12 protein-coding genes are annotated in these 15,104 nt (G+C 62.3%); 11 read left to right on the top strand and 1 reads right to left on the bottom strand.

Annotated elements, in window-relative coordinates; genetic code table 11:
* Window positions 1–237: 237 nt before the first annotated feature.
* On the bottom strand, window positions 238–2,229 hold the full coding sequence (locus HMPREF2875_RS11680; RefSeq protein WP_070673352.1) for an N-acetylmuramoyl-L-alanine amidase: 1,992 nt from the start codon (window positions 2,227–2,229) through the stop codon (window positions 238–240).
* Window positions 2,230–2,384: 155 nt separating this feature from the next.
* Between HMPREF2875_RS11680 and glf the strand changes: the two genes are divergently transcribed.
* The 11 genes from glf (at window position 2,385) to HMPREF2875_RS11625 (ending at window position 15,057) form a co-directional block, all read left to right on the top strand.
* Entirely contained in the window at window positions 2,385–3,581 is a 1,197-nt protein-coding gene (gene glf, locus HMPREF2875_RS11675; protein WP_070673350.1) for a UDP-galactopyranose mutase, read from the top strand.
* Between the two features lie 81 nt (window positions 3,582–3,662).
* Window positions 3,663–3,923: a hypothetical protein gene (locus HMPREF2875_RS11670; protein WP_070673348.1), complete on the top strand. Its 261-nt coding sequence runs from the start codon at window positions 3,663–3,665 to the stop codon at window positions 3,921–3,923.
* Window positions 3,924–3,968: 45 nt separating this feature from the next.
* A complete protein-coding gene (locus tag HMPREF2875_RS11665; protein ID WP_070673346.1) occupies window positions 3,969–4,577 on the top strand; it encodes a three-helix bundle dimerization domain-containing protein in 609 nt (202 codons plus the stop codon).
* A gap of 204 nt (window positions 4,578–4,781) precedes the next feature.
* A complete protein-coding gene (locus tag HMPREF2875_RS11660) occupies window positions 4,782–6,734 on the top strand; it encodes a glycosyltransferase (RefSeq protein WP_070673344.1) in 1,953 nt (650 codons plus the stop codon).
* The gene (locus tag HMPREF2875_RS11655; protein ID WP_070673342.1) at window positions 6,724–7,251 is read left to right on the top strand and encodes a phosphatase PAP2 family protein; all 528 of its coding nucleotides are present in this window, start codon (window positions 6,724–6,726) and stop codon (window positions 7,249–7,251) included. The genes HMPREF2875_RS11660 and HMPREF2875_RS11655 overlap by 11 nt, the downstream gene beginning before the upstream one ends.
* On the top strand, window positions 7,248–8,249 hold the full coding sequence (locus tag HMPREF2875_RS11650; RefSeq protein WP_070673340.1) for a decaprenyl-phosphate phosphoribosyltransferase: 1,002 nt from the start codon (window positions 7,248–7,250) through the stop codon (window positions 8,247–8,249). Before HMPREF2875_RS11655 ends, HMPREF2875_RS11650 begins: the two co-directional genes overlap by 4 nt.
* 36 nt (window positions 8,250–8,285) lie before the next feature.
* A complete protein-coding gene (locus HMPREF2875_RS11645) occupies window positions 8,286–10,055 on the top strand; it encodes an arabinofuranosyltransferase AftB family protein (RefSeq protein ID WP_070673338.1) in 1,770 nt (589 codons plus the stop codon).
* 126 nt (window positions 10,056–10,181) lie between these two features.
* Window positions 10,182–11,213 (top strand): alpha/beta hydrolase, encoded by a 1,032-nt coding sequence (locus HMPREF2875_RS11640; protein WP_141754625.1) that lies wholly within the window; start codon window positions 10,182–10,184, stop codon window positions 11,211–11,213.
* A 265-nt stretch (window positions 11,214–11,478) separates the two neighbouring features.
* Complete coding sequence (locus tag HMPREF2875_RS11635) at window positions 11,479–13,479, top strand: alpha/beta hydrolase-fold protein (RefSeq protein WP_070673333.1); 2,001 nt, start codon at window positions 11,479–11,481, stop codon at window positions 13,477–13,479.
* A gap of 9 nt (window positions 13,480–13,488) precedes the next feature.
* A complete protein-coding gene (locus HMPREF2875_RS11630) occupies window positions 13,489–14,022 on the top strand; it encodes a hypothetical protein (RefSeq protein ID WP_246817109.1) in 534 nt (177 codons plus the stop codon).
* A 99-nt stretch (window positions 14,023–14,121) separates the two neighbouring features.
* Window positions 14,122–15,057 carry a cutinase family protein gene (locus HMPREF2875_RS11625; RefSeq protein WP_070673329.1) on the top strand — a complete coding sequence of 312 codons (936 nt, stop codon included), beginning with the start codon at window positions 14,122–14,124 and terminating at the stop codon, window positions 15,055–15,057.
* The last annotated feature ends 47 nt before the right edge of the window (window positions 15,058–15,104 follow it).

Genomic DNA, 15,104 nt, shown 5'->3' with positions numbered 1-15,104 from the left:
GTGCCGGCTACGTCTTCCGCCTCCGCGGCGAAGTAGGCTACATCCCACCCTGGGCAGAACCGATCACTGCCCAAGCGGCGTATCAAGCCGCGCAACGCGCACTCGAACCACCTGGCGGGTAGACCGCCACGCAAAGCACACGCACCACCACGCGGACGCCCCCCACAAGGCCTCCGCGGCGTTGGCGATCCTCAACGCGGGGCCCTGCGCTGTGCAGAGCCCCGCTCGAGCTGAGGATTAGTCCGTAAAGACGTGAATCTGCTCGGTATCTGGGTTGTAGACGATGGAACCACCCTGGAAGTGAACGCGGACTTCCTTGCCGTTGCCGGTGAGGATCTGGTCGGACGTCGGCAAGCCAAGCTTGGCGGCGTTAGCGCCGGTTGCCCACTCCTTGGCAATCTGGCCCACCAGTGCGTGGGCGCCAGTCTCCTCGGAGTAGAGGACCACGCCGTTCTGGAAGAGCTGCGAGATGATACCCGATGTCTCATCCGGGCCGCCCACGGCTAGCCCCAGGACCGGTCCGAAGTTGTTGAGCACTGCGGTCCACGTCTCCTTGAGGCCCTCATTCTTGCTCAAGGACACCACCTTGGTCACAATGCCCGGAATCTGCTCGACCGGCAGTCCGCCGACCTTTTGGTCCATGTCAATCTGCTTATCGGAGCGGCTGTACATGATGCCGAAGACCGTGGCAGCTAGGCCGAGGAGTGCCGTGATGGTGCTGAGCGGAATCTCGGAATCACCAATCGAGGACATCGGCTCTTGCGCTGCCGGTTTGTTCGGGCGCGGTGCTGGTTCATCGGTGACTATCGCTGTGTCGGTTGCAGTGGACCCTTCGAAGTCATCAGACCAATCGATTGAGCCAGATGCCCCAGACCTGATGGCCTTGTATTTCTTATGCGCTGCTGCACGAATCTGCGGCCAGAGCGCAATGGTGTAGCGGCCCGGGCATGCAGTGAAGTGAGCGTCACTGTGGCCGAAGAAGCCGTAGACCGGGGCATAAGCACCGGCCGGGTACCTCGAACCGGAGAAGCCCTGCGAGCGAAGGTTCACGCGGGATTCCGGATCGACACCAGAGATAGCGGCCTTCCAGCCCGCCAGGTCCGTGACTGACTTCAGCAGGGCAGCGGTCGGCTGAGTCTTCTCGTAATTACCAATCATCGAGATGCCCCACGTGTTTTCGTTGAAGCCACCGATGTGGGCGCCCTGCACGGCCTCGTCGAGGCCACCATAGCGGCCTTCGTAAATCGTGCCGTACTTGTCCACCAAGGCGTTGTAGCCGATATCGCACCAGCCCAGGTTTTGTGCGTGGTATTGGTATGCCGCGCGGACCTGTGCAGCTGCCTGCGCGCGGGTGTAATCATTGGAACCTGCAGTGTGGTGCAGCGCAATAGCCTTCACGCCATCATCGTAATCAGCGTCCTTACAACGCAGGCTCTCATCCGCGCCCCAACGAGCACGAGATACCACGCGCGGCATACCGTCAGTATCGGCAGTGGGTTCGATAACCTCGCCCTCCTGAGCATTGCCGTCCATAAACACGGCCTCAAGGCCCTCCACGCTGGCGGTGTTCTCGACGTCCGCGACTGGCGCAATGTCACCGACATTGGACGCAATAGGCGCCGGCAGCGGGTTCGCGGAGCGCTCCGCGGCAGCATTGGCGGCGGCGAGGGAGGGGGAGACGTCGTCAAGCGCGGCGTCCTCCTCAACCTCCGTCTCCTCGAAGGATTCATCGAGGTTGGACCCCGTCACGAGATCGACGTTGTTGATGGAAACCTGCACATCGTTAGTGTCGCCCACGAAGATGAGCTCAGTACCGTTAGTGGCAGAGGGGTCATTGCCGGAGTAGGACATCGCGTCCATGTCGTACCACTCGGACCAGGACCCGTCCGGCTGCTTCGCGCGCACGAAGGCGGCGACATCGCGCGGGCCCTTCCACGTCACGGCGAAGGAGGAAAAGGTTTCGTCACGGTGGAACTGCTTCACCGCGCGCGGCCCGGAGCCGTCACCTTGGGAGGCGATGGCAGGGTCATCGACGACGACCGTTTCGCCCGAACCGAAGGACTCGCTGTGGGACGAAACCTCAATCGGCCCGTTGCCAGCCTCTTGGGTCTGGAGAATGGTATGCCCTCCGAAGGCGGCGGTGGTGACCACGGCGATGGAGGTGACCGCGGCGATAATCGGCGTGGACCACCGAGATTTCGCGGGGACGAGACGACGTTTCTGTTGCACTGTTACTCCCTAGGGGCTATCTGCAGGTTAAAAAGAGCGCAAAAAGTTAACCAACGGGACACATGTTACGACAGTTGCGTGTGGGGTCGGAGGTGTGACACGCGCGTGTTCGTCATCCGCGGCACCAGGGGTAGCGCTGTTTTAAGCTGGAGTCCATGACTGCATATGACCTCATCGTTGTTGGATCTGGATTCTTTGGCCTAACCGTGGCCGAGCGCGCAGCCTCCCAGCTGGGCAAGAAGGTGCTCATCGTCGAGCGCCGCGAGCACCTGGGCGGCAACGCCTACTCGGAGGCTGAGCCGGAGACCGGTATCGAGGTTCACAAGTACGGTGCGCACCTCTTCCACACGTCGAACAAGCGCGTGTGGGATTACTGCAACCAGTTCACGGATTTTACGGACTACCAGCACCGCGTCTTTGCCATGCATGACGGCACGGCCTACCAGTTTCCGATGGGCCTGGGCCTGATTAACCAGTTCTTTGGTCGCTACTACTCGCCGGATGAGGCGCGTGAGCTCATTAAGGAGCAGGCCGGTGAGTTTGCAGTGGATGAGGCACAGAACTTGGAGGAGAAGGCCATCGCGCTGATTGGCCGTCCGCTCTACGAGGCCTTCATCCGCGATTACACCGCCAAGCAGTGGCAGACCGACCCGAAGGAGCTGCCGGCCGGCAACATCACTCGCCTGCCGGTGCGCTATACCTTCAATAACCGATACTTCAACGACACCTACGAGGGCCTGCCTGTCGACGGCTACGCGGCCTGGCTGGAGAAGATGGCGGAGCACGAGCTTATCGACGTCCGCCTCAACACCGACTGGTTCGACGTCCGCGAGGAGCTGCGAGAGGCGTCGCCAAGCGCGCCGGTGGTCTACACCGGCCCACTGGATCGCTACTTCGATTTCGCCGAGGGTGAGCTGGGCTGGCGCACTCTCGACTTCGACCTGGAGGTGCTGGAAACCGGTGACTTCCAGGGCACCCCGGTGATGAACTACAACGATGCTGACGTGGACTACACTCGCATCCATGAGTTCCGCCACTTCCACCCGGAACGGCAGGATAAATATCCTGCCGATAAGACGGTCATCATGAAGGAGTACTCGCGCTTTGCCGAGAAGGGCGATGAGCCGTACTACCCGATTAACACTCCGGAGGACCGCGCCAAGCTGGAGGCTTACCGCAAGCTCGCTGCTGCTGAGGCCCGCGAGAACTACGTCCTCTTCGGTGGCCGCCTGGGCACTTACCAGTACCTGGATATGCACATGGCCATTGCCTCCGCGCTGAGCTTGTTCGATAACAAGCTGGCTCCGTTCTGGAACGAGGGCAAGGCGCTGGAGCAGGAGCGTGGCCACTAGGCTACGGCGCTGCCCCGGCCGCTCCCTATAGTGCGGCACGGCGCGCTATGCTGAAACACCTCGATGGAAGGAGGTGACGGCATGGCCCAGCGCAAGAAGAGGAAGCGCGCGCCCGGGGCTGCGGACCGCAGCATGTGGAAGATGTCCCCGGAGCGGCTTGAGGAACATCTCAAGCTTCGGAATCGGGCAACGCAGATTCCCGATAAGAAGAAGCAGCAAGCAAAGAAGGCCTGCCGGAACACCCGGCAGGCCTTTGGCCTTTGTGGGCCCCGAAGACCATCGCCGGCGCCAATCATGAGCGGTGTGAAAGTAAAACTTGAGGTCGGGACAACAACTCGCTAAAGTAAACTCCAGGTTAACAATAGGCGAACAGAAAGTGAGTTTAAAATGACCGCCCCGAATTCCCGTCGTTTCGATACTCTGCGCCAGGATCTTCAGGCCGACTACGGTCACGAATACAGCACCGACGAGATTAACTCCGTCCTGGACGCTGCCATTAAGCGCCACGAGGAAGGCGCTACTCTCGAGGACTTTGTGCCAGTGATGGTGGAGCGTGAAGTGCGTGAGCACTTTGGTGGCCACCGTATCCACGTGCGTTTTGCTGCCGGCGCCGACCATGCGCTGGCCCAGGCAGCCGTGGCGTTGACGAAGAAGTACGCCGGCGATGCCCTGCTGGTGGACGCTGCCGTGGCTCACCCGGAGAACGAGTCCGATTCCCACATGGCCCACGTGCTCCAGGAGCGCGGTATGGCTGAACACCCGGACCGTTACCTTGAGGACCTGCGTCTGCTGACCATCCCGGATTACATTGTGTACCTTGGCCGCGACCTCCCACGCGATGAGGCAGGCAAGGACATCAAGATTTGGGATATCGCTACCGCTGAAACGGTGGAAGAGACCCGCGAGTTGGCCGATGACCTCGGCGCCCGCGTGATCTACATGCTCAACCGCCTCGGCATCGAGCCCATTTCGGAGGATGCGCCGGTGACGGCCTAAAACTCCGGAGCCCTGACGCTAGTTGAGGGCGAAGTAGTACAGCCTCCAGTGATCTCTCGTAGATCCTGGAGGCTTTCGCGATCGGTAGCCTCTGCATTTCCCAGACCTTGCTCAGCGCCGCGTGGGAACTCAGCGGAAGAGCGCGAAACCACTAATCTTGGTTCCTGAATACTGTCGAAAACTGTGTGGAGAACCGAAGATATCGTGACTGCCAACAATCCTGCTGCGTACGAACCCGTACAGCGCATCCTGCTGCCGAAGCGCGGCGAGCCGAGCGACGTCCGCATGCTCTACCTCATCGAATCGGAGCGCAACCGCGAGCGCCTCAGCTGGAACGACCGCACCTCCGTCACCATTCCGGCGGGCGAGGAAGCCTCCTTCGAGACCTACTTCAACGCTTTCCCGGCTGCTTATTGGCGCCGCTGGTCCCAGCTGAAGTCCATCGTGCTCGTGATGGACGTCGAGGGCGAGGCCAACATTTCCCTCTACCGCTCCAAGCAGGACGGCCAGCGCATTTCCGTGGCCAACCACGTGGTGACCACTGGCCACCACGAGTTCGAGCTGCCTCTGAAGAATTTCGAGGATGGCGGCCTGCTGTGGTTCGACGTCGCGGCGGTGGCAGACACCGTGCTTGCCGACGCCTCCTGGGCCGCCCCCCACGCCCCGAACCCGCAGCTCCTCCCGGACGGCAGCGAATACTCGGCGCAGGACAAGCGCGTGGCCGTGGGTATCCCGACTTTCAACCGCCCCACCGATGCCGTCGCAGCACTGCAGGCGCTGGCGGAGGACCCAGTGGTGGACGGCATCATCGACTACGTCCTCATGCCGGACCAGGGCAACCAGCACCCGGCGGACGAGCCGGGCTACGACGAGGCCGTCGCGCACTTTGGTGAGCGCTTCCGCGAGTTCCGCCAGGGCAACTTGGGTGGCTCGGGCGGCTACTCCCGCATCATGTTTGAAGCACTGGAGAATACCGACTCGCCCTACATCCTCTATATGGATGATGACATCGCGATTGAGCCGGATTCCATCCTGCGTGCGGTCCAAGCGGCACGTTATGCGGCCAAGCCTTTCATCGTGGGCGGTGAGATGCTCAACCTGCAGGAGCGCTCCCAGCTGCGCACCACCGGTGAGCGCGTCAACCGCGCTGACTTCATGTGGGGCGCGGCCGAGCATGCTGTGTACGACCACGACTTTGCCAAGTACCCGCTGCGCGCCATCGGCACCAAGGAATCTCGCTTGGACCCGAAGAAGTACGACTCCCGCGCGCTGCACCGCCGCATTGATGTGGAATACAACGGCTGGTGGATGTGCCTCTTCCCGCGCATCGTGGCGGAGACCACCGGTCAGCCACTGCCGCTGTTCATCAAGTGGGATGACACCGAATACTCCCTACGTGCAGCATCCAAGGGTTTCCCCACGGTGACGTGGCCGGGTGCAGCCATCTGGCACATGGCCTGGGCAGATAAGGACGATGCCATCGACTGGCAGGCCTACTTCCACCTGCGCAACCGTCTTATCGTGGCGGCGCTCTATCACGAGGGCGACCCGCGCGGCATTACGCGCAGCATCTTCAAGTCCACCCTTAAGCACACCATGTGCATGGAATACTCCACAATGGCCATCCAGCTGGAAGCCATGAAGGACTTCCTGGCCGGACCGGATCGTCTCTTCGACATCCTGGAGTCTTCACTGCCGCGTATCGCGGAGATCCGCAAGGGCTACTCCGACGCTGTCATTATCGAGTCCGCCGACCAACTGCCTGCACCTACGGGCGCGCCGGGCGTGCCCACCCGCAACATCGGCGGCCGCTTGGGCAAGCTCAAGAAGATCCCGTGGCTCCTCCAGTCCGCCAAGCACTTGGTGAGCAAGGAAGACCGCGCGCACCACGAGGCCCCGCAGCTCAACCTCACCCCGGAGGAGGCGCGGTGGTTTACGCTTTCCCGCGTCGACTCCGCCACGGTCTCCACCGCAGGTGGCACCGGCGTGGCCTTCCGCAAGCGCGACCGTGACCTGGCCAAGGAGCTGGTGAGCTCTACCCGCGAGCTGCTCAAGGAAATCGAGGATAACTTCGACGACCTGCGGGCTGAGTACCGTGCAGCCTTGCCGGAGCTGACCTCCCGTGAATCCTGGCGAAAGGTGTTCGATGCCCAGTAAGCTTTCCGTCGCCGAATCCCACGCCCTGGAAAAGATCCAAGATGTGGCCTTCGACGCCCCCGGCGTCCTGCCCACTGCCCGAGCGCTAAGCCACTTCGGCGAGCACGCCCTGGGCTGGATGGCCCTGTCCGCGGTGGGCGCGGGCGTGAACTACGCAAAGCCAGCGGCGCGCCGCCAGTGGGCTTATGTCGGTGTGGGCGCATTTACCGCCCACGCAGCCAGCGTTGTGATCAAGCGCATTGTGCGCCGCAAGCGCCCGGATTATGACTACGTGAAGGTCGGCGTGAAAACGCCGTCTAAGCTGTCGTTTCCGTCGTCCCACGCGACGTCGACAAGCGCGTTCCTCGTCGGCGCCGCCCACGTCATGGGAACCCCAGCGCCGCTCGTGGGCGTGCCGGTCATGATGGCCTCGCGTATGGTGCTCGGAGTACATTATCCGTCCGATACCGCGCTCGGCGCCCTCCTCGGCGCCGCCACCGCAGAGGCCTGTCACCGCTATGAAAGGAAGACCCGATGAGCACCCGACGCGTTGATGACGGCGACCAGAAAGTCTTCCACTCGGAGCCGCACACCTCCGGCATCGATACCGGCCGCAAGCGCAAGCCGCCGAAGAACCTCGCCGATGGCATGGTCAAGGCCCTGCGCCCCAAGCAGTGGGTCAAGAACGTCCTCGTCCTCGCTGCGCCCGCCGCGGCTGGTGCGGACGCGCTGTTTCATACGCGCGTGCTTCTCGACGTCCTCCTCGCCTTCATCGTCTTCTGCATGGGTGCGTCCTCTATTTATCTGATCAATGATGCCCGCGACGTGGAAGCGGATCGCGAGCACCCAACGAAACGTTTCCGTCCTATTGCGGCAGGCGTGCTGCCGATAGGCCTGGCCTATGCGATGGCCGGTGTGCTCATCATCGGCTCGATTGGCCTGTCTTTCCTAGCCACTGCGGGCCCGCAGCTGGCGATTGTCATGGCTATCTATATCGGCCTGCAGCTGGGCTATTGCTTCGGGTGGAAGCACCTGCCGGTGATCGATATCGGCTTGGTGTCCTCCGGTTTTATGCTCCGCACCATGGCCGGTGGCGTGGCTGCTGGCATTGAGCTGTCCCAGTGGTTCCTGCTGGTGGCGGCCTTCGGCTCCCTGTTTATGGCTTCCGGTAAGCGCTACTCGGAGATTCTCCTGGCGGAGCGCACGGGCGCGAAGATCCGCAAGTCCCTGGAGGGCTATACGCCGACCTACCTGCGCTTTGTGTGGACCCTGGCGGCCACCGCGGTGGTTATGTCCTACTCGCTGTGGGGTTTCCAGCTGTCCAATGAGTCTGATGGTCCGGCGGGCGTGTGGTACCAGGTGTCCATGGTTCCGTTTACTATCGCCATCCTGCGCTACGCTGCGGACGTCGACCGCGGCAATGGCGGCGCCCCGGATGAGATTGCATTGGAGGATCGCGTCCTGCAGATTCTGGCGCTGGCGTGGCTGGCCTGCATCGCCATGGCGGTCTATGTCATGCCGGTTATCGGCGGATAAGTACTCACAGCTGTCTCAGTGCTAGACTCTCTCCTCATGCGAAAACCCGATTCACGTACTTTGGCGGCGTTGAGCGCGCTGGCCTCGGTCCTGGTGATCGGGGTTTTCTCTTTCTGGGGAGGATTCGCGCGCCGCTGGATTTCTGATGACGGCCTCATCGTCCTGCGCACCGTCCGCAATCTCGAGGCCGGCAATGGGCCGGTCTTTAACGTGGGCGAACGCGTGGAGGCCAATACGTCCACGCTGTGGCAGTATCTCATTCTGCTGGTGCACTGGGTTTCTGATGCCTCTTTGGAATCCATTGCGGTGAATCTGGGTCTGCTGCTTTCGGTGGCAGCCATGGTGGTGGGCACGTGGGCCACGGCCCGTGGGCTCTACCGTTCCCGCTCCGAAGCCGCTGAGGCGGGCCGCAACGCCGTGCCGCTCGTCGCACCTGCCGGCGCGCTGGTCTACCTGGCGCTCCCGCCTGCCCGGGACTTCTTCACCTCCGGGCTCGAATGGGGTCTGTCCATTTTCTACCTCGCGGCCTTGTGGGCTTCGCTGCAGCGTTGGGCCGAGGGCACCAGTGCTTTGAGCGCCTACTGGTTGGCCTTCTGGGCGGGCCTATCGTGGCTCGTGCGCCCAGAGCTTGCGCTGTATGGCGGGCTGACCGGCATTCTGCTTTTGGCCACGCACCGCAATTGGAAGGTGTGGCTCGGCATCCTGGGTGCAGCCCTGCCTATCCCGGGTACGTACCAGGTTTTCCGCATGGGATACTACGGGTTGGTGACGCCGCACACGGCGGTGGCGAAGTCGGCGTCGGAAAGCGCATGGGCCAGCGGCCTGAACTATCTGCAAGATTTCGTGGGGCCCTACGCCCTGTACCTGCCCGTCATCGTGCTGGCGGCCGCCGGCATCTGGGCTTTCCGTGCGCAGCTGCGCCCAACTGAGCTGCGCAGTTCCACGACGGTGACGTACCTGCTTCTGAGCGCGGTGGTCATCCATGTGCTCTATATCCTGCGCGTCGGCGGTGACTTCATGCACGGCCGCATGCTTCTGTTGCCCCTGTTCGCTGCGCTGCTGCCGGTTTTCGTGCTACCGCTCAAGGGGCTCGTTACCTGGTTGGCTGCGGGCGTGTGCGCGGTGTGGGCTCTCGTCATCGTGCTCAGGGGGCACGACACGGACTGGGATTCCTATGAAAAGACGCTGTCCATCGTGGACGAGCGCGACTTCTGGACCTACGCCACCAACCGTGAGGCAGGCCATCCGCCACGCTCAGCGCGCGACTATCTCACGATGAAGTTCATGAATGGCTACCCGGAGGCGATGAGAAAGCTTGAAGACGGTGATGCCCTCGCCGTCATCTATGTCGAGGATAAAGATGCCGACCGCCTCAACTGGCTCACCGTGCCGCGTGAAGAAGGGCGCGAGCAGGCGCCATCGCTGTTCTTGGTGAACCTTGGTATGACGTCGATGAATGCGCCGCTTGATGTTCGAGTCCAGGACACCATCGGTTTGGCTACCCCTCTGGCGGCGCGGATGCCGCGCGAGGAAGGCGGGCGCATCGGCCACGATAAATCCCTTGCCTTGGAGTGGCAGGCAGCGCAGTCGGGCGCAGATATTGACTACCTGCCGCCGTGGTACGACAAGGACACCACCCGCCAAGCCCGTGCTGCGCTGGAGACCCCGGAACTCAAGGAGTTGGTGGCGTCGTATAGCGAGCCCATGTCCTGGGAGCGCTTCCGTAAGAACCTGGTCTTTTCCTTGACGACGGGCCGTACGCTACAGCTGTCGGAGGACCCAGCGGACTACCTCCCCGCCGGGTAGGCACCCCCGTAGGAAGACAAAACGCGGGCGGGTAGGTTACCCTACAAAAGATTCTCGTTATTGATCCGTAACCATCGCTGGCGTGTTGGCGATGTACTAGTGGCAGTAAGAATGTTAAGGAGAAACATGAGTGCACTAAGTTCCGCACTGCGGACGCGTGTCATGGCGGTTGTGGCCGCCATTGCTATTGCTCTGGGCCTCGTCGTCACCGCCGGCACCCAGGAGGCCTCTGCGGCTAACCGTGACTGGCTGCGTGGCGATGCCACCGGCGCCTGCGAGTGGGACCGCGTAGGTTTCTGGGTTCAGCGCTGTGATGTCTGGTCTGAGGCTATGGGCCGCACCATCCCGGTGCAGATTCAGCCGGCCAAGAACGGCGGCAACGCGGGCCTGTACCTCCTCGATGGTCTTCGCGCTACCGACCGCACCAACGCGTGGATCAATGACGTTAACGCCGCACGTACCTACGTCGACCACAACATCACCCTCGTGATGCCGGTGGGTGGCGCCGCGTCCTTCTACGCAGACTGGCGCGCCCCGGCCACCTATGACTTGGTGGAACCGGTGAACTACATGTGGGAGACCTTCCTCACTAAGGAGCTTCCGGCTTACCTCGAGGGCAACTTCGGTGTGGCCCGCAACAATAACTCCGTTGCTGGCCTGTCCATGGGTGCTACCGCAGCCATTACGTTGGCCGGCAAGCACACGGAGCAGTTCCGCCAGGCTCTGTCCTACTCCGGTTATCTCACCACGACTCTGCCGGGTGCGCAGACCTTTATGCGCCTCGCGCTTCTCGACGCCGGCGGCTTCAACATCAACGCCATGTACGGTTCCGTCATTAACCCGAAGCGCTTCAGCAATGACCCGTTCAACCTGATTCCGGAGCTGGCCGCTCACGGTACCGACGTGTTTGTCTCCGCCGCCTCCGGTATTCCGGGTCCGCTGGATCAGCAGCGCTATAAGCCGGAGCATATTGCTTCCGGTATGGCACTTGAAGGTTTTGCTAATGCTACGACCCGCATGTGGGAGCTTAAGGCGCGCGCGATGGGCGTGCGTCTCCAGACGAACTACCCGGCTCAGGGCCTGCACAACTGGGAGCAGTTCGGCTACGAGTTGGAGTACTCCAAGTCGCAGGTGCTCAACGTGATGAACGCGTGGTAAACGCGTAGAAACCTTTCTTTTCGCCGGCTCGTCCGTCGCCTTCTAGCGGAATCATTCGCTGGAGGCGCTTAGGCGGGCCGGCTTTGTCGTGTTCGATAAGGAAAGTGTGGGCGTGTCCCTCTTCCAAAAGTCTCAAGTTCAACTTAAACTTGAGCTCACGTTAGACCGCTCACCGCGTCTGCAGTGGCGTGTTCCGCAGGAGGGGAACCTGCGGAGCCCGCTCGATGCAACGTGCCTTCACTCGACACATCGCAAGGATTCACCAATGCCGAACACTGCGCCTTCTCAGAAGTCTGCTCAGCCCTCCAAGGCAGCAGGCCTGCGTTCCCCGTCCGCCGCTCGCAAGGGCCTGACCATCGCCGCACTGCCTACCGCCGTGGCCGTCGGCTTCGCGCTGCTGCCTATGGCCAATGCGCAGTCCTCCAGCTCTAGCTCCGGCGAGGGCATTACCGACATTCTGGGAAGCTCCAACTTCTCCGACTCCTTCGCGCCGTCCAACCCGCCGCAGCGCACTCCGATTGAGACCGAGTACCCGGACATCGAGGGCCTGCCGGAAGGCGTGTCCGTCTCCCGTGTTGAGTACCTGACCAACCGCCACCTCAAGGTCTACATCAAGTCCGCCGCTATGCCGGACAAGGAGCAGGTCGTGCAGATCCAGCTGGCCCGCGACTGGTACTCCAACCCGGACAAGAAGTTCCCAGAAGTGTGGGCCCTCGACGGCCTACGTGCCCGCGACGACGAGTCTGGCTGGACCATTGAAACCAACATTCTGTCCCAGTTCGCCGACCGCAACGTCAACCTCATCATGCCGGTTGGCGGCGAGTCCTCCTTCTACTCCGATTGGCAGAAGCCCGACAACGGGAAGCACTACAAGTGGGAAAGCTTCCTCATGCAGGAGCTCATCCCAGTCCTAGAGAAGGCATATCGTTCCAACGGCCAGCGTGCCGTCACCGGTATCTCCATGGGCGGTACTGCCGCGATGAACCTGGCGGAGCGCAACCCCTGGGCCTTCAAGTTCGTTGGTTCCTTCTCGGGATACCTCGACACCACGACCACCGGTATGCCGGAGGCCATTACCGCCGCGCAGGCAGATGCCGGCGGCTACACCTCCACCAACATGTGGGGCGACCTCTACTCCCAGGACTGGATTGACCACGACCCGAAGCTGGGTATCGAGAACCTCAAGGATATGAAGGTCTACGTCTCCGCTGGCAACGGCAAGGATGACTACGGCCAGATCGGCTCCGTGGCCAAGGGCCAGGCCAACATGGCCGGCGTAGGCCTCGAGGCAATTTCCCGCATGTCTACTCAGACCTTCGTCGATTACGCCAAGCGCGCCAAGGTGGAGCCGGTGGTCAAGTTCCGCCCGACAGGCGTTCACAGCTGGGAGTACTGGCAGTTCGAAATGACCGAGGCGTGGCCGTTCATTGCTGACTCCCTCGGTCTCGACAAGTCCGACCGCGGCGCTGACTGCACCCCGGTGGGCGCAATTGCGGAGGCCACCAAGTCCGGCATCATTGGTTCCTGCGTGAACAACGAGTATGACGTCGCCGAGCGCGGCAAGGCCCAGGACTTCCAGGCCGGTACTGCCTACTGGTCCCCGGAGACCGGTGCCTACGCAGTCTTCGGCCGCATTGGCGCCCGCTACTCTGAGCTGGGCGGCCCGACCTCCTGGCTGGGCTTCCCGACGTCCGGCGAAGGCAAGACCCTCGACGGCCGCGGCCGCTTTGTCCACTTCGAGCACGGCTCCATCTACTGGACCCCGGAGAACGGCGCCTGGCCAATCCCGAAGGATCTCTACGACGAGTGGGGCAAGAACGGCTTCGAGATGGGCGACCTCAAGTACCCGACCTCCGACGTCCGCAAGGTTGGCGACGGCGTGGTGCAGGAATTTGAGGATGGTGTGCTGACCCACAACCCGGACGGTTCCTTCCATATTGTGCACGGCGCCATCGGTGCCAAGTACAAGGAGCTCAAGGCCGCCGAGTCCGACCTGGGATACCCAGTCGGCGAGGAGAAGGCGGTCAATGGCGGCTTCTTCCAGGAATTCGAGCACGGCAACATCTACTGGTCCATGGACTCCGGTGCGCACTACATCCTCAAGGGCGACATCTTTGATGAGTGGGGCAAGCACGGCTTCGAGCAGGGCGAGTTCGGCTGGCCTACCGAAGACTACAAGGAGATCCCGGCTGGTGGTCTGACCCAGACCTTCCAGCATGGAGTCATCCGCAAGGTTATGGGCAACATCCAGGCAGACAAGAACTAAGCCATGCGCATGCGACGACTAAGCTCCTCGGCTCGGGTGACAGCCGCAGCGTTGCTGGCCACCGGTGCCCTGTTGGCCGGCTGTGGCTCCGCCACTGTCGACGAGAGTGAAGCCACCGAAACCTCCGTGGCACCGCTCGAGCGCTCTTCCGGCTCGTCTGAAGGGGCGGAATCCTCCTCGACGTCGAGTTCATCGGCAGCGAGCTCGAGTGACAAGGCCTCGTCCGGCAGCGGCTCTTCCCGCGGTTCCGGCGAAGAACCGGAGGACCGCGGCGCACGCGAAATCTCCGAAATCCCCGCCCCCGCCCCCGCACCCGCCGAAGGCCCGCACCAGGAGTTCCTGGCCGCGCTTTCCGACGGCGGCGTCAACACCGAAGGTGTAGAAGATCAGCTCGTCGGTGCCGCCCAGGCTGCCTGCCAAGGCGATACCGTCACCGTGCCCGCCGTGGCCGGCCAGCTCATTGAGCAAGGCCGTAGCGAGCTCAGCCACGAGCAGCTGACCCAGCTCATCAGCGAGAAGGGCAGCGCGCTCTGCGCCGAGTAGGTGTGGCGGGGTGGCGAGGGAGACGTCGTCAAGCGCACCCAGCCCCGTGGCAGGGATTCCTCAGGGAATCCCGCACCTTCCCAAGGTAGAAATTTCCTCATGCGTAAAACAATCACCGTCCTCGCCGTCGTTGTCCTCCTCGTTGTCATCGGCGGCGGAGTGGTCCACTTCCTCAACACCCGCGACCAAGGCGAACCAGGGATTCTCAGCGAACCCTCCGACACGCCGGCACAGCCCGCGGAGGAGCCTCCCACACAGCCGGACTGGTGCCCGCGCTTCGAGTTTGTCTCCGCGCCGGGCACGTGGGAATCTGCCGCGGATGATGATCCCATCAACCCCGGTGCCAACCCGAACTCCTTCATGCTCTCCATCACCAATCCTCTTAAGGAGGCGTACGTTCCCGAGGACGTCAAGGTGTGGACGCTGCCGTATACCGCGCAGTTCAAGAACATCAACGCCCAACACGAGATGAGCTACGACGAATCGCGTGATGAAGGAACCTCCCGTCTGGAGGGCGAGCTGACCTACATGCACGAGACCTGCCCGGACACGAAGTTCATCTTGTCCGGCTTCTCCCAAGGCGCGGTCATCGTGGGAGATATCGCTGACCGTATCGGTGGCGGCAATGGTCCCATTCCTGCCTCCAGCGTGGCTGGTGTGGCGGTGATTGCGGATGGGCGTCGTCAAGAAGGCGTCGGCATCAACCCCGGTGCCCAAGTAGGCGGCGTCGGCGCGGAGATTGCGCTGCAGCCGGTCTCGACCCTTATCCAGGGCATCGTGCCGGGAGCGACCATGCGTGGGGCCCGACCCAATGGCTTTGGCGAACTGGCCGACCGCACCTTCCAGATTTGCGCACCCAACGACTCCATTTGTGATGCGCCGCTGGATGTCAGCAACGGGCTTGACCGCGCGATGGACCTCATTGAGGCCAACGGTGTGCATGCCATGTACGCCTCAAACCCGGACGTTATTGAGGGCACAACGGCCAACCAGTGGGTCACGCAGTGGGCTAAGGACACCATCGACGCACACTAAAAATGGCGCGCCGTGTAACATTCGCCACGCCTTCTCTGATATTTTCA

It is taken from the genome of Corynebacterium sp. HMSC078H07 (assembly GCF_001812805.1).
Taxonomy (GTDB): domain Bacteria; phylum Actinomycetota; class Actinomycetes; order Mycobacteriales; family Mycobacteriaceae; genus Corynebacterium.
This window is presented reverse-complemented; position numbering and strand designations above follow the sequence as displayed.